The organism is Anaerobiospirillum sp. NML120511 (assembly GCF_023050955.1).
Taxonomy (GTDB): domain Bacteria; phylum Pseudomonadota; class Gammaproteobacteria; order Enterobacterales; family Succinivibrionaceae; genus Anaerobiospirillum.
Window position 1 is genome coordinate 40,863 of the sequence record NZ_JALKIK010000007.1, and the last position, 20,345, is coordinate 61,207.

At 54.0% G+C, this 20,345-nt stretch carries 9 protein-coding genes and 5 tRNA genes; 8 read left to right on the plus strand and 6 right to left on the minus strand.

What is annotated here, in order from left to right:
- Window positions 1–331: 331 nt before the first annotated feature.
- Window positions 332–1,765: a bifunctional D-glycero-beta-D-manno-heptose-7-phosphate kinase/D-glycero-beta-D-manno-heptose 1-phosphate adenylyltransferase HldE gene (gene hldE / locus MXE39_RS03355; protein WP_246977257.1), complete on the plus strand. Its 1,434-nt coding sequence runs from the start codon at window positions 332–334 to the stop codon at window positions 1,763–1,765.
- 245 nt (window positions 1,766–2,010) lie between these two features.
- Here hldE and MXE39_RS03360 read toward each other — a convergent pair whose 3' ends face one another.
- The 6 genes from MXE39_RS03360 to MXE39_RS03385 all read right to left on the minus strand — a co-directional run bounded on the left by MXE39_RS03360 (window position 2,011) and on the right by MXE39_RS03385 (window position 5,171).
- A complete protein-coding gene (locus MXE39_RS03360; protein WP_246977258.1) occupies window positions 2,011–3,384 on the minus strand; it encodes a TolC family outer membrane protein in 1,374 nt (457 codons plus the stop codon).
- A gap of 1,339 nt (window positions 3,385–4,723) precedes the next feature.
- Window positions 4,724–4,799 (minus strand) — tRNA-Ala (locus MXE39_RS03365).
- A gap of 13 nt (window positions 4,800–4,812) precedes the next feature.
- Window positions 4,813–4,888, minus strand: a tRNA-Ala gene (locus MXE39_RS03370).
- A gap of 27 nt (window positions 4,889–4,915) precedes the next feature.
- Window positions 4,916–4,991, minus strand: a tRNA-Ala gene (locus MXE39_RS03375).
- Window positions 4,992–4,997: 6 nt separating this feature from the next.
- Window positions 4,998–5,073 (minus strand) — tRNA-Ala (locus MXE39_RS03380).
- Between the two features lie 22 nt (window positions 5,074–5,095).
- Window positions 5,096–5,171, minus strand: a tRNA-Ala gene (locus MXE39_RS03385).
- A 543-nt stretch (window positions 5,172–5,714) separates the two neighbouring features.
- Between MXE39_RS03385 and parE the strand changes: the two genes are divergently transcribed.
- The 7 genes from parE to hisS all read left to right on the plus strand — a co-directional run bounded on the left by parE (window position 5,715) and on the right by hisS (window position 20,286).
- Window positions 5,715–7,640 (plus strand): DNA topoisomerase IV subunit B, encoded by a 1,926-nt coding sequence (gene parE / locus MXE39_RS03390; protein WP_246977259.1) that lies wholly within the window; start codon window positions 5,715–5,717, stop codon window positions 7,638–7,640.
- Window positions 7,641–8,437: 797 nt separating this feature from the next.
- Window positions 8,438–9,574: a flagellar biosynthesis protein FlhB gene (gene flhB / locus MXE39_RS03395; protein ID WP_246977260.1), complete on the plus strand. Its 1,137-nt coding sequence runs from the start codon at window positions 8,438–8,440 to the stop codon at window positions 9,572–9,574.
- 1,712 nt (window positions 9,575–11,286) lie between these two features.
- Complete coding sequence (locus tag MXE39_RS03400; protein WP_246977261.1) at window positions 11,287–13,812, plus strand: glycogen/starch/alpha-glucan phosphorylase; 2,526 nt, start codon at window positions 11,287–11,289, stop codon at window positions 13,810–13,812.
- A 564-nt stretch (window positions 13,813–14,376) separates the two neighbouring features.
- Window positions 14,377–15,516, plus strand: a complete 1,140-nt coding sequence (rlmN, locus tag MXE39_RS03405; protein WP_246977262.1) for a 23S rRNA (adenine(2503)-C(2))-methyltransferase RlmN — start codon at window positions 14,377–14,379, stop codon at window positions 15,514–15,516.
- A 139-nt stretch (window positions 15,517–15,655) separates the two neighbouring features.
- Window positions 15,656–17,101, plus strand: coding sequence for a helix-turn-helix domain-containing protein (locus MXE39_RS03410; RefSeq protein WP_246977263.1), 1,446 nt, complete (start codon window positions 15,656–15,658; stop codon window positions 17,099–17,101).
- A 303-nt stretch (window positions 17,102–17,404) separates the two neighbouring features.
- Entirely contained in the window at window positions 17,405–18,487 is a 1,083-nt protein-coding gene (gene ispG, locus MXE39_RS03415; RefSeq protein ID WP_246977264.1) for a flavodoxin-dependent (E)-4-hydroxy-3-methylbut-2-enyl-diphosphate synthase, read from the plus strand.
- Between the two features lie 524 nt (window positions 18,488–19,011).
- On the plus strand, window positions 19,012–20,286 hold the full coding sequence (hisS, locus tag MXE39_RS03420) for a histidine--tRNA ligase (protein WP_246977265.1): 1,275 nt from the start codon (window positions 19,012–19,014) through the stop codon (window positions 20,284–20,286).
- The last annotated feature ends 59 nt before the right edge of the window (window positions 20,287–20,345 follow it).

A 20,345-nucleotide genomic window follows, 5' to 3' on the forward strand; every position in this document is an offset into this window, starting at 1 on the left:
TCGGCTGCACTGCAGCTGTGGTAGCCGGGCTGGAGGCACAGGATGGGCTGGACTGGGTTGCATGGACTGGTCCCCCGCAGAGCTGTGCGGGCAGGTCCGGTCTTTTAGCTGTACGTGCTGGTCGGACCTCTGAGCGGACGTGGACGCGGCGGTGGGGAAAAACTGTGTCCGGCGCGGCGGCGGCGGTTTGGAGCATTAATATTTTTGCTATTATTGCTAAGATAAATTCAGCACATCTGACAGGTCCTTGCGAGGCCGGTTTTATGGTCATGTGATGCTGCGTTGCTTAGGCACCGCTGGTGCCATTATGGACAAGTTGAGGTAAAGGCGGATGGATTTTATCAAGATCCCCGAGTTCAATGGTCGTGTAACCGTTGTTGGCGATGTCATGCTGGATCGTTACTGGTATGGCTCTTCAAGTCGTATTTCCCCGGAAGCTCCGGTTCCTGTGGTCAATGTCGACCGTTATGAGAACCGTGCCGGTGGCGCCGCCAACGTAGCCTTAAACCTCTCAGCCTTTGGTATCAGCTGCGACATCGTGGGCATTATCGGCAAGGATGAGTCCGGCGAGTCCTTAAAGCAGCTGCTGGCCGAAAAGAATATTGATGTGCGCTTTATTGAAAGCGAAGATCTGCCAACCATTACCAAACTGCGTATTCTCAGCCGCCATCAGCAGCTGCTGCGCGTTGATTTTGAAAAGGGCTATGAAAAGGTCGATCAGGGCAGCATCATGGCCACTTTACGCAAATGCATGCGCGATACCCGCGTGGTTATCTGCTCAGACTATGGCAAGGGTGCCCTGTCCTCAGTACAAACCATGATTCAGGACTGCCGCCGCAAGAACATCATTGTGCTGGTAGATCCAAAGGGCACTGATTTTTCCCGTTACCGTGGCGCTACTCTGCTTACCCCTAACATGTCCGAGTTTGAGGCTGTAGTCGGCAAGGTTACTGACAATGAAGACCTCGAGCATAAGGCCCTCAACCTCATCAAGGAGCATCAGCTCGATGCCCTGCTGGTAACACGCTCAGAGGACGGCATGTCCCTGATTGTTCCGGGCAAGGCTCCGCTGCATATCCCAACCTGTGCCCGTGAAGTTTATGACGTGACCGGTGCCGGTGATACCGTAATTGCTACCCTGGCTGCCTGCCTTGCCAGCGGCTGCGACCTGCCAGAGGCCTGTGCTGTGGCTAACCGTGCCGCCGGAATTGTAGTTGGCAAGCTGGGTACCTCCACCGTAACCCCACGCGAGCTGCATGAGGATGTCTACGGTGCCGGTGAGGATGCCTGCAAGCACTGCGGCGTTCTTACTGAAGATGAGCTTGTTGAGGAAGTTGCTTTCTTAAAACAGAAAGGAAAGCGAGTGGTCATGACCAATGGCTGCTTTGACATTCTGCACAAAGGCCATGTGGACTATCTGCAGAAGGCACGTGCTCTTGGTGATGTCCTTATTGTTGCCGTAAATTCCGATGAGTCCGTTCAGGCTCTCAAGGGCCCGACCCGTCCAATTGTGCCCCTTGAAAACCGTATGGACGTGCTGGCTGCCCTGAGCTGTGTGGACATGGTTGTTCCTTTCAGTGAACAGACCCCGCAGCGCCTGATTGCCCGCGTGCTCCCTGACATCCTGGTCAAGGGCGGTGACTACAAGGTCGAGCAGATTGCAGGTCACAAGGAAGTGATGGCCAATGGCGGCTCAGTGAAGATCCTCAACTTCGTTGATAACTGCTCCACAACAGGCATAGTCAACAAGATTAAGGCCCAGTAAGCCTCGCTGCCAGCCGCCCGGATGCCTGGATGGCCAGCTGGCCATGCTGGGCAGCTGGAGCGCAGGCTCGCAGGCCGACGCGTGCGGCCCGTGATGCCAGCGCGGACTGCGCAGTCCGCCCAATGAAAAAGGCCTGATCCTCATTGAGGGTCAGGCCTTTTTGCTGTCCGGGGACTGGCCACTGGCCAGAGCGCCAGGAGACCACTGGTGGTCCATGGGCAGATGCTCAGGGACCCTGGAAGAAATTAATTGTTGGTGGAGTGGCTTACTGATGGCATGGAGGTAGCCTTGCGCTGCAGACCACGGTTTATTGCTTCAATGTCAGAAACGGTCAGCTTGCCTTCGACATAGAGCAGCTGCAGACGGGACATGACGTAGTTGAAGCGGGCAGCTGAGAGGCTCTGCTTGGCAGAGTAGAGCTGCTGGGTGGCATTGAGCACGTCAGAAATGGTACGGGTACCTACCTCGTAACCTGCCTGGGTGGCCTCAAGAGCACTCTGGGCAGACTTTTCAGTCTGGGAGTAGGCGTTTACTGAGGAAATGGCGGCCTGAACGTTGTTGTAATTGTTATTGGCGTTTGACACCATGGTACGGTGAGCCAGTTCCAGAGCCTCGGAAGCGGCTACATAGTTGTGCTCTGCCTGGGTTACCTGGGAGCTTACAGCACCGCCTGAGAAAATAGGCATGCTCAGGTTAACACCTACTGCAGCCTGAGTGCTGGTGCCTTCCTGGGCGCTCATGGTATCTGCAGAATAGCTGCTGTTAGATACGCCGTAGGAACCTGTGAGGTTAATGGTAGGCTCGTGACCGGTCTGGGCCAGAACAATCTGATCCTTGGCAATGTCACGGCTGATGATGCTGGCCTGCAGGCTCAGATTGTTCTCTTCGGCATTAGCCACAATCTGAGAGATGGTGCGGTCAACACTAAAAGGAGTGAAGCGGGCGGCATCAAGGGCATTGAGGGAAGTGACCTGACGGCCGATGAGCTTGCGGATTTCCTCATAGGAGTTGATAAGGATGTTCTCAGCCTGAATTACCTGGGCAGAGGCAAGGTCGTAGGCCGCCTGGGCTTCGAGCTGGTCAGTCTCAGCGATCAGACCTACCTGGAAACGACGGGTGGCCTCATCAAGCTGACGCTTGAGGGCAGTCTGATTGGCTTTGGCAAAGGTTACGGAGTCAACGGCATTAAGCACGGAGAAGTAAGCCTGAGAGACGCGCAGAATCAGCTGCTGCATGGCATCGTTGTACATCAGCTCCTGCTGAGCGGCAGTCTTGGTAGCGATGTCACGGTTAACCCATGAGCTGTGACGCCACAGAGCCTGAGACAGATCAACGCTGCCCTTGGTGGTGCGGCTGTTATAGGAGCTGCCGTTACCTACAGGATCAATACGGGAACCGGTAATGCTGCCAGTTACATTGATCTGAGGAAGCAGAGCTGCAGTAGCTTCGTCAATGGCAGATACTGCACGGTCACGATTGGCTTTGGCCTGCAGAACGACAGGATCTCTCTGATAAGCCTCGTTATAAATCTCGAGCAGGTCTTCGGCCTGTACTGAAGTAATACCGGTACCCAGCAGACCGGCAACGGCCATTGCCAGCATTCCAACTTTAAAACGCATTTGCAACCTCAATCTCAGGGGGCAGCCTGACGGGCTCAGGGCATAAACAGTCACATGTGAGCACTGTATTGCCGGCCATTACAGGCGTGGAAAAAGAAACTTTGGCAGGGAAAACCCGTAGCGGGGGCTGTATTGAACAAACTGCAGGGGCAGGGGGCCCAGTCAGAAAAAACTGCCTGCGCATCCTTATCCCAGGAGCGCTCAGGCCGGTGCCGTGGTGCACCTGTTAACGAAGCTGCGCTTTGATATCTGCGCCATTAATACTGCGCCTTTAACCCGGGGCGCATAATCCCTTACTTCGTCCTGTAAGACTGTTGTGCAGTGATGTCAGCTCTTCCCTGATACTTTCCTGTCAGTCTGTGCTGCCTGATGCCTTTGCATGCTCATACCTGTGAATGCTCATGCATGGGCATGCTTATGCCCTGGCACAGCCACCTGCGCTGACAGAGTAAAAACTGATTGCTCCATTATGCAGTCATAAGGTTATATTTTCCTTAGATCAGCACAAATTAAGTGACCTGCACCAGATGTGAACGTCACCTGCAGGTATGGCCAGCTGAAAGAAAAGAGCCATAACGCCAGGGAGAATTACAGTTTTCGTGACCCTCAATTGTAAACTATTTTACGTACATTCATGTATGTATGTTAAAGAAAAATGTGTGAAAGTTTCGAAAAAAGTATTCACAAAACAGCCTGTATATCGCATTTAACTTACATATTGGGGTTAATCGCCTGTTTGTCTAAACCTCTCCGGGCACAGTGCACAGCATAATCACAAGCAAATAGAACAATGACAAGCCCGCTCATCGCAAGGCATGCTGCCAGGACCAGAGCGTGACAGTCTCGCAGCAGGGCAGCTACAGCACAGCAGCTGCAGCGCAGCAGCTGCTGTATGGTCAGCAAGGCACTGGTCAGCCTCTGTTCACAGGGCAACAGCCCAGCAGCATGTCATGCATCATGGTCGGCAGCAGTGGCTGCAGCATTTGCTGCAGAACAGGCCAGCGCTTATCTGGAGGGAGATGTGATTATGGACAGGGGCAGGGACAGCACAGAACTGGTGGCAGAACTGGTGGCAGAGCTGGTGGCAGAGCTGATGCGAGCTCCAGGCTGGGCCTGGTCTGGTATGTGGATTTAGATGAAAGGTAATTGGCGTTGAAGAGAGTGGCCTGATGTCGGGGAAGGCTTCAGATCAGCTGGCAGGGTAGCTGATGAAAGTGGGGCTGTTTTGGAGTTTTGATGTGGGTAGAATTGGCCTGTGAATCGGCCTGGACTGAGGCATGATAGATACAACATGCAGGCATAAAAAAAGACCAGTTAAGGTCTGTCTTTGTATCATGTATGGTGGAGCTAAACGGGATCGAACCGTTGACCTCTTGCATGCCATGCAAGCGCTCTCCCAACTGAGCTATAACCCCACATGATAGTAGATGGTGGAGGTATACGGGATCGAACCGTAGACCCTCTGCTTGCAAAGCAGATGCTCTCCCAACTGAGCTATACCCCCTAGGGCTTACCAGATCGCATTAAGTAATGGTGGAGCTAAACGGGATCGAACCGTTGACCTCTTGCATGCCATGCAAGCGCTCTCCCAACTGAGCTATAACCCCACTTAATGGTGGAGGTATACGGGATCGAACCGTAGACCCTCTGCTTGCAAAGCAGATGCTCTCCCAACTGAGCTATACCCCCAATCTGGTTATTGTTTTCTTTCTGGTGGAGCTAAACGGGATCGAACCGTTGACCTCTTGCATGCCATGCAAGCGCTCTCCCAACTGAGCTATAACCCCACGTCGTCAGAAAACGAAGCTCATTATACATTCACTTTTTGGCCTGTCAACAACTTTTTAAAAAAATTTTAACCTCAACTTTGCACAGGTCTGCAGGCCCGTATTTATAAGCCCTGGTGCTTTAGAGGCTGAGCCCTGTGCAGGGCAGCTGCATTATTTTCCTGTCATGCAGTGAGAGCGGCCCAGCCTTTCCCGTCCGGTACGCTGCATGCCTGCATTTGCCTGGCTGTGAGCAGGGGGCCGTATGCTTCGGCATGGCCGTACGCTTTGGCATGGTGGAGTGGTGATGGCTGCAGTGGGGCTGATACCCTGGGCAGGGTTGCAAAGAGGCTGCATTTTTGAGGAGCGGGCTTAGCTTGCAGAAAATAGTGTGCTAATCTTGCATGCGCCTGAGGGGCCCAACCCACAGCTGGCATCGTATCCGTGAGCGATGTTTAAGCGCACAGTGCGCAGAACTGCCGCACTGCGGTACGCTGGCGGCAGTAGCGTGAGGGACGGGCGCGGGCATTGGTTCTGATCTCACTTAAGGGAAAGACAGGTTTTATGGCTAAAGCTGATAAAGCAAATACTCCTCCTGTATACGATGGTTCATCCATTGAGGTTCTTGAGGGCCTTGAGCCGGTACGTCGCCGTCCGGGCATGTATACCGATACCACCAGCCCTAACCATCTGGCCATGGAGGTTATCGACAACTCGGTGGACGAAGCCCTTGCAGGCTATGCCAACTATATTGATGTAGTGCTGCACGAGGACAATTCCCTTGAGGTTATTGATAACGGCCGTGGCATGCCTGTAGACATGCATCCTACCGAAAAGGTACCGGCTGTAGAGCTTATCTTTGGCCGTCTGCATGCCGGTGGCAAGTTCAGCAAGGACAGTTACGGATTCTCCGGCGGTCTGCACGGTGTGGGTGTCAGCGTGGTTAATGCCCTGTCTACCCGTCTTGAGGCCCGTATTCAGCGCAATGGCATCATCTATTCCATTGCCTATGAAAATGGCAACAAGGCCGAAGACCTCAAGGAAGCAGGTACCTGCAAGAAAAGCAGCACCGGCACTTCAATTCGCTTCTGGCCTGATGCCTCCTACTTTGACAGCGGTAATTTCAACTTCAAGGCCCTGATGCATCTGCTCAAGGCCAAGGCCGTGCTCTGTCCTGGTCTTACTGTTCACTTCCTTAATGTCAAAACAGGTGAGGAATTTACCTGGGTTCATGAGGGATCAGTAGGTGCCTATCTGTTAAACCAGTGCTCCGGCCGTGAAATTCTGCCAGCCACCGGTTATTCCGAGAGCATCAAGGGCGATGACTTTGAAATTGCCTTTGCTGTTGCCTGGGAGACCGAGGGTGTCGAGCGCGTACGCGAGTCCTTTGTAAACCTCATTCCTACAGCTGAGGGCGGCACACACGTTAACGGCTTCCGTATCGGCCTGCTGGCCGCCATGCGTGAGTTCTGTGACCTGCACAATCTGCTGCCACGTAATCTCAAACTCGTCCCTGATGACATCTGGGCGGGCTGCTCTTTTGTACTTTCTGTAAAGATAAGGGATCCTCAGTTTGCAGGTCAGACCAAGGAAAAGCTCTCCTCACGTGAGTGTGCTCCGCTGGTGGAAAGTGCGGTTAAGGACCGTTTCTCCCTGTATCTGAATGCCAACGTTGAAGATGCCCGTGCTATTGCCAACCTTATTATCGCAGCTGCCAGGGAGCGTGACTCCTCTGCCCGCGTTATTGAGCGTAAGAAGGCTGTGCGCGGCCCTCAGTTACCGGGCAAGCTGGTGGACTGTACCTCAACTGATCCATCCCGCTCCGAGCTCTTTATTGTAGAGGGTGACTCTGCAGGCGGATCGGCCCGTCAGGCCCGTGATGCCTCCTGTCAGGCTATTTTGCCGCTGCGCGGTAAGATTCTTAACACCTGGGAGGTGTCAGCCAATACTGCCCTTGCCTCTGAGGAAATCCGTGCTATTTCCGTGGCCATTGGCCTTGACCCGGACAGCTCTGATCTCAAGGGACTGCGCTATGACAAGATCTGTATTCTTGCTGACGCAGACTCTGACGGTCTGCACATCGGTACTCTGCTGTGTGCCCTTTTTGCCCGTCACTTCACACGTCTGGTCAAGGAAGGTCACGTATATGTAGCCTGTCCTCCTCTGTACCGTATCGACAGTGGCAAGGACAAGGAATATGCCCTTGATGATGCTGAACTTGAGGTCAAGAAAAAGCAGCTTATCATGCGCGGTGCCAAGCCTGAGAACATCAAGATTCAGCGCTTTAAGGGTCTTGGTGAGATGAATCCTGAGCAGCTGCGTGAAACCACTCTGGCTCCTCAGTCACGCCGTCTGATGCAGCTTACTCTCGACGATGAAGTTCAGGACAATACCTTTGCTCTCTTTGACATGCTGCTGTCCAAAAAGCGTGCAGCTGACCGTCGTGTCTGGCTTGAGGAGAACGGCGATAAGGCCGAGCTCATGGACTGATAAGTCCCGGAAAGTCCGCGCAGCAGCTGTCCCTGGGCAGGCCGGGATTGTCATTGCGCTCATGTCACGCCATGCGTGCCACAGCTTGTCCAGCCTGGCCTGCTTTGCCCGACCGGGCCAGCAAGGCCGCCATCGCATGGCCTGCAGGGCCAGATTTGGCATGGCCATGACCAGGCATGAGCAGGCCGGGAATTGCCAGGCTAGGCGGGGATAAAATGAAGTGGGGGCAGTCTGTCTTACAGGCAGACTGCCCTCACTGTTTTTGTATGCATGGCGCACACAATGAGCAATTTCCGCTTTTTTGCCGTTAAAATAGCCCCGTGGGGCATTAAAATGTGCTCCATAATTGCAAGAGCTTTTGTACAGGTCGGTATGGATGCGAGCTGGCTTTTACGCCAGCCTGCTTTGAGTCATGGTGACCTGTGAGTGCTCATAAGGCTGCAGCCGTGCTGCTGCCCGTACCATGCTTTGCGTGGTCCGGGGCGGCAGGGCGGCCGGTGGCCATGATTTCTTTTTCGTCTGCATGACGGTCAGGCTCCTGATTTAAGCCTGGCCTTAATGCGGGCACAGTGGTGAAGGCCTGTCTTTGTGAGCAGGGCCTTTGATGATCAACCCTTAGTGCCAGGGTCAGGAATTTATTCCTGGCCTTCCTGGCTCCCGGACTGGTGTGGACCTGTAACTGCTGTCAGGTTAAATGCAGGCCGGGGCGGCATCTTTGTTTTTCAGATGCTGCCTTGTCTGTTTTTAAAGCAGGGACAGGGGCCATGCCCTCCGGGGGCAATGACAGAGGAGATGAAATGGCCGAGTCGTCCGATGGACAGGAGAAGACCGAAGAGCCGACTGGCAAACGAATACAGGACGCGAGAAAGAAAGGTCAGCTGCCGCGTTCGCGTGAAGCCGGTACGTTCTTCGTGCTGCTCTCCGGTGTAGCTTCAATCTGGGTCATGTCGCCCTTCCTGGGTGAGGGCATGGTCCAGCTCATGAAGCACTCCTTCACCCTTACCAAAGATCAGGCTTTTGATCTTTATGAAATGGGCCGTATTTTCTATCAGAACATTTTCGTCATTGCCATACCCATCCTGGCAATCTGCGGAACCATGCTGGTAGCAGCCTTTATCGGCAATACCATGATTGGCGGTATGAACTTCTCAACTGAAGCTATCATGCCAAAGCCTGACAAGCTCAATCCTATCAACGGTTTCAAGCGCATCTTCAGCATGAACTCCGTGATGGAGCTGCTCAAGAGTATTGCCAAAGTCGCGTGTATCGGATCGATTTGCTACGTGCTGATCTCAGGGCGAATCAACGAAATTCTGCGACTGTCATACATTGACGTTTTTGCGGCGGTAAGTGACGCCTTCTCAATTCTCTTCTGGTTCATGCTCATCATCGTATGTGCCATGGTACCAATCATTCTTATCGACGTTCCTTTCCAGATCTGGCAGTACCGTCAACAGCTGCGTATGACCAAGCAGGAACTCAAGGATGAAATGAAGGAGACTGAAGGTAATCCTCAGCTCAAGAGCCGTATGAGGCGTATGCAGTACGAAATGGCTGCCCGCCGTATGATGTCCAAGGTTCCTGCCGCTGACGTGGTAGTTACCAACCCTACCCACTATGCCGTGGCTCTGTCCTATGACCCTGATGGTGAACTGGCTCCGCTGGTTGTGGCCAAGGGCGTGGATGAAGTGGCCGAAAAGATTAAGGAAATTGCCCGCGAATACAAGATTCCGGTGCTGCAGCTGCCGCCTCTGGCCCGTTCGCTGTACTACACCACCGATCTTGACCGTGAAATTCCCCGTGGTCTGTTCCAGGCTGTGGCTCAGGTTCTGGCATGGGTACTTGGTACCAAGGCCTACCGTGAGGGTAAGGCACCTGTTCCTCCAAAGGATCTGGACAAGGAGCTGCCAATCCCGGACGAGCTCAAGTTCTGACACTTACTGTCTTTACTGTTACTGTTAAACGAGGGTCTTCTGGCCGTAGCCGGAAGGCCCTCTGTTTTTTTTGGGGAGTGTGACTGCCAGGTACATTGAGCTGCAGCGGACGGCCAGGCGGCCCATGGTCGCTGCCTGGTCAGATGCTATGTCCGCAGCCCGTTTCCTGCAGTGACCAGGGGCGCTGCAGCCAGGTCGTGTGGGGGCATGGTTTAACTGACAGAGGGAGGTTGGAGGTCAGTTGGATGGAGATGGAGCGCGTGGATTGTTAGTTGTGGCTAACTTTTTTGCTTATGTTGGGATACAGGAGTTCTGATGTCATAATCATGGTGGCCATGATGTGATCCATGATGCGATTTTGCACCAAAACAACGATTAATTTGCTATTGCTCAGGGCAGGATCTCTTCTTTTGATTTTCGGTTATGGTACAATCGCGAAGTCATCAAAATGGCTTAGATAAAGCTATATTAATACGACAGGTATTGTTTCTATACATGTCTCAAAAATATATCTTTGGTTTATAACGCTGTTTCTCAATGGAGCTGTAAGCTCCATGGAGCAGGTCATTTTGTACTGATGGCAGAGCACCGGTCAGGCAGCCCTGGGCTGTCCGATACTATGCACGATGCCATCGCCGCAGTATGCAGAATTATGCTGAAAGCTGCCGTCTCCGGGCCTTTTAAATGAGGCTGGTGTACGGCGGCTTTGTCGTACATAAATTTTCTGCATGATGCAAAAATCCGGTATGTTCCAGCACCTGATCTGGAGCGTGCCGGGCAGGGGCATTTACCCCTTGCTGAAAACTTCAGCACCCGGGGGCGCCACTTAACCTGTCCTTTACGGACTGAGGGGAAAATACTGGACATGGCACCTGCAGGATTTTTCTGTGCAGGGGGCGTTGTTGCTGACGTGAGCGCGTCTTAATCAGCATGCGCATCCTTTCCCCTCAGTGGTGCCCGGATTAATGAGCAGCCAAAGGAAGCCGGCTTTGTTGAGCTTCCTGTCAGGACAGGGCATTGCCTGAGCAGGTAATGCCCGGCCGGAGCGCCTGCGGAGGTCATGGCTATTGCTGTGGCGCCGGGGCGTAGCGCCTGCGGCAGCCATGGCTTTTGCTGTGGTGCCGGGGCGTACCGGCAGATCCTCTGACCCAATATCAATTTCATAAGGAAGGACAGACAGGCCGAATTTTTTGCAACTCTGTTTTGTTTTGCAAGGCCGCTGTCACAGGACAGACATCTGGGGTAAATCCCTCATATTTTCCCTCCTTATGTTCTGCAGCCGGTGATGCCGTCACCTCTGATGGTCTGATAAGGACCATGTCAGCTGTGAGGCCCCGGCATGGCACCAGTTTCAGCTCATGTAATCCCCATCATATGGCAGTTTCAGGCAATGGCCTGATATAAGGCTGCAAACCTGTTTGCAGATCTGTTATCTGCCGTAATGACAGCCGTCATACCCGTACATCTGTATAAAGCACCTCTATGTCCGTCTGTTCAGGACCATCGGTCCGAGGCCAGACTGCGGCGCGACTGCATGTGGCGCGAGTGCCGCAGGCAGCGCAGCCACGGTCACGCAGCAGCTCTGCTGCAGCGTGGCTGTGGGGATGAGGTGGGTGAGTCGGGCAACACTGCCAGTGCAGATGGCCTGAATGGGGGCTTAGTGCTCAGCAATAAGAAATTCACAGGCTCTAAATAATCTTCTGGAGGATTAAATGGCCACCAAGACTAACAAGAAACCAGCTCCAGCAGCATCTGCTGCTCCTGCAACTGCCGAGGCTGATTTATTCAAGCCTTCTGTTGAACAGTTCAAGGAATCAATCGTAAACCACTTAAGAAGAACCATTGGTACTTCCGAGCAGAAGGCCTCTCCACTGGCATGGTGGCAGGCTGTGGTGTACAGCGTAAACGAGCTGGTATTTGAGCGTTTAACTCAGACCCAGTCCACCCATGCCTCTAACGACACCCGTGCAGTTAACTATCTGTCTGCCGAGTTCTTAATGGGCCGTTTAACTGTCAACAACCTGTGCAACCTCGAGGTTTATGACGTATGTAAGTCAGCCCTCAAGGAGCTGGGCAAGGACATCAACGAGCTGTGCGATGAAGAACCTGACATGGCTCTGGGTAACGGCGGTCTGGGCCGTCTGGCTGCCTGCTACATCGACTCTCTGGCCACCCTCAAGTATCCTTCCGTCGGTTATGGCCTGCACTATGAAAACGGTCTGTTCCGTCAGGAAATCCGTGGCGGCCGTCAGGTAGAGCGTCCAGATTCATGGCGTGAGTACGGCTGTCCATGGGAACTATGCCGTCCAGAGTCCTCTCAGGACATTCCTGTAGGTGGTTACGTTGAAGATCAGGTAGCTCCTGATGGCACCATCCACAAGGTATGGCACCCAGCTCACATCATCAAGGGTGTACCTTGGGATATCCCTGTAGTAGGTTTCCGTGGTTCTTCCGTAACTGTATTACGTCTGTGGGAATCCCGTGCTACTGAGCAGTTCAACTGGGACGTGTTCAATGCCGGCGGTTACGTTGACGCTCAGGAAGAAAAGGCTGCAGCCGAGACCATCTCCAAGGTTCTGTACCCTAACGATTCCACCGAAGCCGGCAAGATGCTGCGTCTTACCCAGCAGTACTTCTTCTGCGCCTGCTCCCTGAAGGACATTCTGCGCCGTTACAATCGTGCTCACCACCACGATTACACTGCCTTTTCCTCCAAGATCGCCATTCAGCTCAACGACACTCACCCAGCCATTGCTGTTGCTGAGTTAATGCGTCTGCTGCTTGACGAGGAAGGTCTGGCATGGGACAGCGCATGGAAGATCGTAACCGACGTATTTGCCTACACCAACCACACTCTGCTGCCTGAGGCTCTTGAGAAGTGGCCTGTATACCTCTTTGAGCGTCTGTTACCACGTCACCTCGAGATTATCTACGAGATCAATGCCCGCTTCCTGGATGGCGAAGTTGCTGCCAAGTGGCCTGACAACAACGACATGCGTGCCCGCCTGTCCATCATTGAGGAAGGCCCATGCCGCATGGTTCGCATGGCTCACCTCTGTGTTATCGCCTCCCGTCGCGTTAACGGCGTAGCTGAGATTCACTCCAAGCTGGTTCGTGAGCAGCTCTTCCCTGAGTTTGCCGCTATCTGGCCTGATCGTTTCTGCAACGTTACCAACGGTGTTACCCCACGTCGCTGGCTGCTGGCCTGTAACCCTGGCCTTGCCAGGCTGTACGATGAGGTTTCCGGCAAGGACTGGCCTTTACACCTGGATTCCTGCGCACTCATGCGTCCATACGCTGACAAGCCAGACTTCCAGAAGCGCTTCATGGACGTCAAGCACGAGAACAAGGTTGCTCTTGCTGCCGAGATCAAGAAGCTGTGCGGCGTAGACGTTGATCCATCCGCTATCTTCGACGTTCAGGTCAAGCGTCTGCACGAGTACAAGCGTCAGCACCTCAACCTGCTGTACATCATCAGCCTGTACCGTGAGCTCATCAAGAATCCTGATATGAACATCGTTCCTCAGGTATTCATCTTTGGCGCAAAGGCTGCTCCTGCCTACTCCCTGGCCAAGGACATCATTTACGCCATCAACAAGGTCGGTGACCGTATCAACAACGATCACCGTATCCGCAACCAGCTCAAGGTGGTCTTCATCCCTAACTACCGCGTAAGCCTTGCTGAGAAGATCATTCCAGCTGCTGATATTTCCGAGCAGATTTCTACTGCCGGTTATGAGGCTTCCGGTACTTCCAACATGAAGTTCGCCATGAACGGTGCTCTGACTCTTGGTACCATGGACGGCGCCAACATCGAAATCGTTGCCGAGGCCGGTGAGGAGAACAACTTCATCTTCGGTCTGTCCGTACAGGAAGTTCAGGATCTCAAGGACCGTGGCTACAACCCATGGGACATCTACAACGCCAATGAGACCCTCAAGGACGCCCTTGATCTGCTCGACACTGACTACTTCACCCCAGGTCAGCCAGGCGCTCTGTCCGCCATCAAGCGTTCTCTGCTCGACCACGGCGATCCATTCCTCGTACTGGCAGACTTTTCTTCCTACTACGCCGCTCACAAGCGCGTCGAAGAGATGTACAAGGACAAGCAGCGCTGGGCTCGTGCCGCCATTATCAACTCTGCTTCCATGGGCAAGTTCTCCTCCGACCGCTCCATCGAGGACTATGTACACAACATCTGGTCCTTAAAGAGCTACGATGTAAGCGAAAAAGACTAATTAATGCGCTTACCTCTTCAGGCAAAGGATCGGGTAATAACCTGATCTGTGCCGTCAGTCCGTCCCGCTTTGGGGCGGCCTGACCAGAGCAAAAAAGGCCAGCATCTGAATGTGGATGCCGGCCTTTTTTACGCCTGCGCTTTTTGGCGCAGTTCTCCTGCGAGTTCTCTGCCCGGTCCGCTGCTGCTCTAAGTGGCCCGGGCAGAGGGCTTGCGCTCATGGCTGTGTCCGCCCGGCTGCGCCCAGCTGTGCCAAGGGGCGCCAGGCTGCGCAAGGGGGCGCCAGGCTGCGCCCAGGCAACGCCCGCTTGCTCCTGCAGGGGCAGCAAGGCCGGACAAGGGCTGGCAAGGTCAGGCCAGGGGTGGTATCAGCCCACAGCACTCTGCAGGCTGATGACAGATTGTGGCAAATGAGATTTAGCAGCTAATTAACCGCTCAAATAAGGGCAATTCGGGCAAATTCTTGTATAATTTACACTTTTTGAACCGGCGCCACTGGCGCCTGGCAAAGCCCTTTGCGGGCCTGTATCAGTGATGCCATGTCAGTCATGGTCAAAGAGGTGTTATGTCGGATAATCTCGTCAACTTAATGGATCTCGATCCGGATGGTTTAAAGGAATTTCTTGTAGCTCAGGGAGAAAAGCCTTTCCGTGCTACCCAGCTGTTAAAGTGGATTTACCAGTGGGGCGTAGTTGACTTCGAGCAGATGACCAACATCAAAAAGGATACCCGTGCCATGCTCTCAAGGGTAGCCTGCATCAAAGCCCCTGAGATTGTTACTGAACAGCGCTCCTCTGATGGCACCATCAAGTGGGCCATGGACGTGGGCGACGGTCAGCTGGTCGAAACAGTGCTCATTCCCGAGCCTGATCGCAATACCCTGTGTATCTCCACTCAGGTGGGCTGCCCGGTCAAGTGTTCTTTCTGCCGCACTGGCAAGTCCGGTTTCAACCGTAATCTCAAGGTTCACGAGATTATAGGTCAGGTATGGCGAGCCGCCTCCCGTGTGGGCTTTTCTGAAAACCAGGAGCACAAGCCTATTTCCAACATTGTCATGATGGGTATGGGTGAGCCTCTGCTCAATGTGCAGAATGTTCTGTCCACCTGCAAACTGCTGCTGTCGGACAACGCATTTGCACTGTCCAAAAGACGCGTTACTATTTCCACATCAGGCATCGTTCCGGCCCTGAACAAGATTGCCGGCAAAATCGACGTTGCTCTGGCTCTGTCACTGCATGCACCAAACGATGAGCTGCGTGACATTCTGGTTCCGGTCAACCAGAAATTCCCGCTGGACAGTCTGCTTGATGCTGTCCGCAACTATATTGACAACTCCAATGCCAATTGCGGACGTGTTACTATCGAATATGTTCTGCTTGATCATGTCAATGACAGCACTGATCAGGCTCATGAGCTGGCTGCTCTGCTGCGCGATCTGCCATGCAAGATCAACCTCATTCCTTTCAATCCTCACGAAGAGTCTGAGTACAGACGCCCAAGCAACAGCCGCATCGACCGTTTCTACAAGGTACTGGTAGAGCAGTATGGCTTTACCGTGGTTACCCGTACCACCCGTGGTGATGATATTGCCGCCGCCTGTGGTCAGCTTGCAGGTCAGGTACGCGATCGCAAGCTGCGCGAGAAGACTGATCATGTCCAGGAGCTGGCAGGTCAGGAAATCCGCTCCATAGTAAAGCCTGTTTAACCCGCAGCATGTCCGCAGCGGACAGCCCGGGACAGCTCCCGGTGGGCTGTCCAGTGGCCTGTCCAGTGGGGGCCAGTGGGCTGTTCCGGGCCGGGCTCAGGGCAATCTGTACTAATTAAGTTTTTTTGCTGGTAATACCATGTCTGATTCAAACACTAACAAGTCTGAAACTGCAGATCAGGTCACCGACGAGACCCTGGTCTCCTCTGATCAGAGCGTTAAAGAGCTCGATGAGGCCGCTGCTGCGTCCGCATCTGAAGCTGAAGCTGACGCTGATGCCGCAGAAGCCAGTGACAGCGCAGAAAAAGATAATGACATGGATGGCAGTGCCCCGGATCCTGATGATCAGGAAGATGACGATGAGGAGCCGGTTGAGGATCCTTACAGAAAGGATAAAGAAAATATCCTTGCTGAGAATCCTGACAATCTCAAGACCGTAGGCGAACTGCTCAAATACCACCGCTTACGCATGGGCATGAGCATTCCTGAAATGGCCACCGCCATTCTGGCCCGTCCCCGCACTGTAAGCGATATTGAGACCAATGCTCTTAACGAGCGCGTCTATATCGACTTTATCTCACCTTTCCTCGAGCGCTACTGCCGCGTGGCCGGTGTTGATCCTGATTATGTAATGCAGCTCTATCTGTCGAGCATTTCTGAAAATGTAGCCATCGACAAGGAGCCTGCTGCCAGTGCCCCGGACAAGACCATGAACCGCAACTGGCTGCTCATAGTCCTGATCATTATCGTGGCTGCAGGCGGCTACTTTATTTTCAGCGGCGACAAGTCCGACAGCTCAGGGGCAACCAATGCCCCGTCAGGCGATCCTGTACGCATTGAGCTCAATGCCGATGGCAGCGAGGCTTCTCCACCTCCAGTGGTTATTGAAGATCCGGCCAATGCCGATGCTGTTGACCTCAAGGTAGTTGATGAAAACACAGCCCGTGCTGCAGCTCAGGCCCACGCCCTGGCCCGTGAGCAGGGCCCGGGAGGCATTGCAGAAATCTCTGAGGGCAAGGCCCCTGAGTCCCTGACTCTGCCAGGTGACGACTACACTGTAACTGGCTATGTCCCGGCCATTGCCATCAAGCCTGGCGCTGATAAGGCGTCTGAGGAAACGCAAAATGGCACCCTTAACCCTACTGTGAAAGAAACTGGCAAGGATGCTAATGATCAGGGCGCCAGGGGCCAGGACAGCAAGGCTGGCGCAAAGACCGATGACAAGGCTGGAAAGCCTGGCAAGGATGCAAAAGCCGAAGCTGCCAAAGCTGAGCCAAAGGTGGAGCTCAAGGGCAGTCCAACCGATATCTCGGGCAAGGTCAAGGTGGTCAACCGCAAGGATCTGGCATCGCTTAACAGCGCCGAGATTGCCATTGTGCGCAAGGTGGCCCTCAAGCTGACCGACAAGCAGAACAAGGTGCTTGCCTCCGGTGTTTATGAGCCAGGAAAGAAAATTAAGGTCACCGGTATTCCGCCGCTGAAGATTCAGCTTAGCGATACCAGGGCTGTAAAAATTTATTATGATGGCGGTGAAGTTGATATGCCTGAGGCCAAACAGGTTATATTAAAGCTGCCAATGCCTTGATAAGCTCTGTCCGCCAGCAGGCCCATGAGTAAGCCCGGCTGCCCGACCCTTAGGTCTCATGGGCCAGCCACTCTGGCCGACTCGACCCATCGGTCTCATGGGCCAGCCACCCTGGCTGCCTCGACCTTCAGGTCTCAGCGGCCCCTTAGTCGCGGACACAGCAATCAGACACGGCCCCTGCATTTTGCGGGGGCTTTTTGTACCCGCAGGCCAGGCCTTGCCATGGGCCTTGCCCATGGTCAAGGGCCGGGGCTGCCGGACGGGTACAGTCACTTAAGATCTGTTAGAAAATGAGGAATGTCCATGGAATGGCAGGCTCCCAAGATTGAGCGTAGAAAGTCACGTCAGATTAAGGTTGGTTCAGTTTTAGTCGGCGGTGATGCTCCAATTTCAGTTCAGAGTATGACCTGCACCGAAACTCTCGATGTTCAGGCCACCGTTGCCCAGATTCAGCAGCTTGCTGATGTGGGTGCCGACATCGTTCGTGTCTCCGTACCTTCTATGGACGCTGCCGCCGCCTTTAAGGAAATTGTTTCCAGGGTTGATGTGCCAATTGTTTCTGACATTCACTTTGACTACCGCATTGCCATTGAGTGCGCCAAAAACGGCGCTGCTGCCCTGCGCATCAATCCGGGCAATATCGGTTCGCGTGAAAAGGTCGAGGCTGTCTGCCAGGCTGCCCGTGACCACGGCCTGCCTATTCGTGTAGGTGTAAATGCCGGTTCCCTTGACAAGGATCTGCTCGACCGCTACGGCTCTCCAACCCCTGAGGCCATGGTTGAGGCCGCCCTGCGCTCTGCTGATATTCTCGAAAGCCACAACTTTGTTGACTATGCCTTCTCCGTAAAGGCCTCAGAGCTCAATCTGTGCGTAGCCGCCTACGAGCTTCTGGCCTCAAAGACCGATGCCCCTCTGCACCTTGGCATTACCGAGGCTGGCGGTCTGACCGGTGGCACCGTACTGTCCTCCATTGGTCTTGGTCTGCTGCTGAGCAAGGGTATTGGTGACACTCTGCGAGTTTCTCTGGCTGCTGATCCTGTTGAGGAAGTAAAGGTAGGCTGGGCTATCTTAAAGAGTATGCATCTGCGCACCCGTGGTATTGACGTGGTTGCCTGCCCGACCTGCTCCCGTCGCGGCCTTGATGTGGTCGGTACAGTAAAGGCTCTGGAAGAGCGCCTGTCTGACATCAGAAAGCCACTCAAGGTTGCCATCATGGGCTGCATTGTTAACGGCCCTGGTGAAGCTCTGCGTGCTGACGTGGCTATCTGCGGCGGCAAGAACGGCAAGAGCATGATCTATGAGCATGGCGAGCTCATGGGCCGTATCGATAACGAGGAAATCCTCGATCGAATGGAAAGCCGCGTGCGCGCCCTGGCCTCCTCATAATCAGGCCAGCCCGGCCGACCGCCGAAAGGGCGGCTGCAGGCCGCTGTATGGGCCGCCGACCGCATTTGCCCGGGTTCCCAGGCCTGGGCTGCAAAAAAGGCTGTATGCTTTCACAACCAGGAGGCAACAGCCTTATTTTTTTGTAGCCTGCCGCAAATAATGTATTATGGTCATTTTCATATTCCCTGAGGATTGCCCTGTGGGGAGTAAATGTGTCTTTTTGCTGTCATGGCGACAGTAAAAAGCTGAGATTGCCTTTCGGGCTTTTCCCTGTACCTGTGCCCACCAACGACAGCATATGCACAGTGCCCGGCTGTATGGCGCTGCGCCGCCTGCGCGCCGCATGCGTGCAGCATGCGCGCTGCACTGAGCAGCCGTGGGGCTGTATGACTGTCAGCAGGAAAAGCCGGCGCTGCCGTGAGCCTGGCCATTTGTTTTATGGCTGAGCTTAAGCTGGGCCTGGTCCGGGATGGACCCTGGCCGGCAGCATCAGGTGGGACCGATCACTAAAGGATTATTGACTCATGGCTCAGTCTATTCAGGCTATTCGTGGTATGAACGATTTGCTGCCGGAAGATACCTCCGTATGGCAGCAGGTGGAAAAGGTTTTACGTCAGACCGTGGCCTCTTACGGCTACAGTGAAATGCGTATGCCTATTGTTGAGCAGACCAGCCTGTTCTGCCGTGCTATCGGTGAAGTTACCGATGTGGTGGAAAAGGAGATGTACACCTTTGAAGACCGCTCAGGTGACAGCCTGTCCTTACGTCCTGAGGGTACAGCCGGCTGCGTGCGTGCCTCCCTTGAGCACTCCCTGATTTACAATCAGGAACAGCGTGTCTGGTATATGGGCCCGATGTTCCGTCACGAGCGTCCTCAGAAGGGTCGCTACCGTCAGTTCCATCAGCTGGGTGTTGAGGTCTTTGGCCTTAACGGTCCTGATATCGATGCTGAAATCATCGCCCTGACCCACGATCTGTGGCAGCGTCTGGGCATCAGCGAGCATCTGACCCTTGAGCTCAATACTCTGGGCAACAGTGAGGAGCGCCGTGTCTACAAGGAAAATCTGGTAGCTTTCCTTGAAAAGCACTTTGATGATCTTGATGAGGACTCAAAGCGCCGTACTCACACCAATCCATTACGTGTTCTGGACAGCAAGGACGAGAAGGTAAAGGAAATCCTCAAGGATGCTCCAGCCCTGTATGACTTCCTTGGTGAGGACAGCCGCAGCCACTTTGAAAAGCTGCAGGCCATGCTGACCTCACTGGGCATTAAGTTTGTTATCAACCCACGTCTGGTGCGCGGTCTTGATTACTACAACCTTACCGTCTTTGAGTGGACTACTACCGCTCTGGGCGCTCAGGGTACTGTCTGTGGCGGTGGCCGTTATGACGGTCTGGTTGAGCAGCTGGGCGGCAAGGCCACTCCTGCAGTCGGCTTTGGTCTGGGCCTTGAGCGTCTGATGCTTCTGCTGACCACCCTGGAAAAGGTCAGACCTTTAAGCCAGGTAGCCGTCTACGTCTGCGGCATGGGCGACAATGTCGAATCTCACCAGCTGACCCTTTGCTCCCAGCTGCGCGCTGCCCTGCCTGAGGTCGGTATCATGAACCACTGCGGCGGCGGCAACTTCAAGCGCCTGCTCAAGCGTGCTGACAAGGTCCAGGCAAAGGTAACCCTGATCCTTGGTGACGAGGAAATCAGGAACAACACCGTAACCGTCAAGGACATGGCCTCTGCCACCCAGGAAACTGTCTCCCGTGATGAGGCAGTGGCTGTAGTAAAGCGTATTCTTAACGTCTAAAGGACATGGCCTCTGCCACCCGGGAAACTGTCTCCCGTGATGAGGCAGTGGCTGTTGTA

Coding starts and splice junctions, on each gene's coding strand:
- hldE (WP_246977257.1), top strand. CDS start 332: ATGGATTTTATCAAGATCCCCGAGTTCAATGGTCGTGTAACCGTTGTT.
- MXE39_RS03360 (WP_246977258.1), bottom strand. CDS start 3,384: ATGCGTTTTAAAGTTGGAATGCTGGCAATGGCCGTTGCCGGTCTGCTG.
- parE (WP_246977259.1), top strand. CDS start 5,715: ATGGCTAAAGCTGATAAAGCAAATACTCCTCCTGTATACGATGGTTCA.
- flhB (WP_246977260.1), top strand. CDS start 8,438: ATGGCCGAGTCGTCCGATGGACAGGAGAAGACCGAAGAGCCGACTGGC.
- MXE39_RS03400 (WP_246977261.1), top strand. CDS start 11,287: ATGGCCACCAAGACTAACAAGAAACCAGCTCCAGCAGCATCTGCTGCT.
- rlmN (WP_246977262.1), top strand. CDS start 14,377: ATGTCGGATAATCTCGTCAACTTAATGGATCTCGATCCGGATGGTTTA.
- MXE39_RS03410 (WP_246977263.1), top strand. CDS start 15,656: ATGTCTGATTCAAACACTAACAAGTCTGAAACTGCAGATCAGGTCACC.
- ispG (WP_246977264.1), top strand. CDS start 17,405: ATGGAATGGCAGGCTCCCAAGATTGAGCGTAGAAAGTCACGTCAGATT.
- hisS (WP_246977265.1), top strand. CDS start 19,012: ATGGCTCAGTCTATTCAGGCTATTCGTGGTATGAACGATTTGCTGCCG.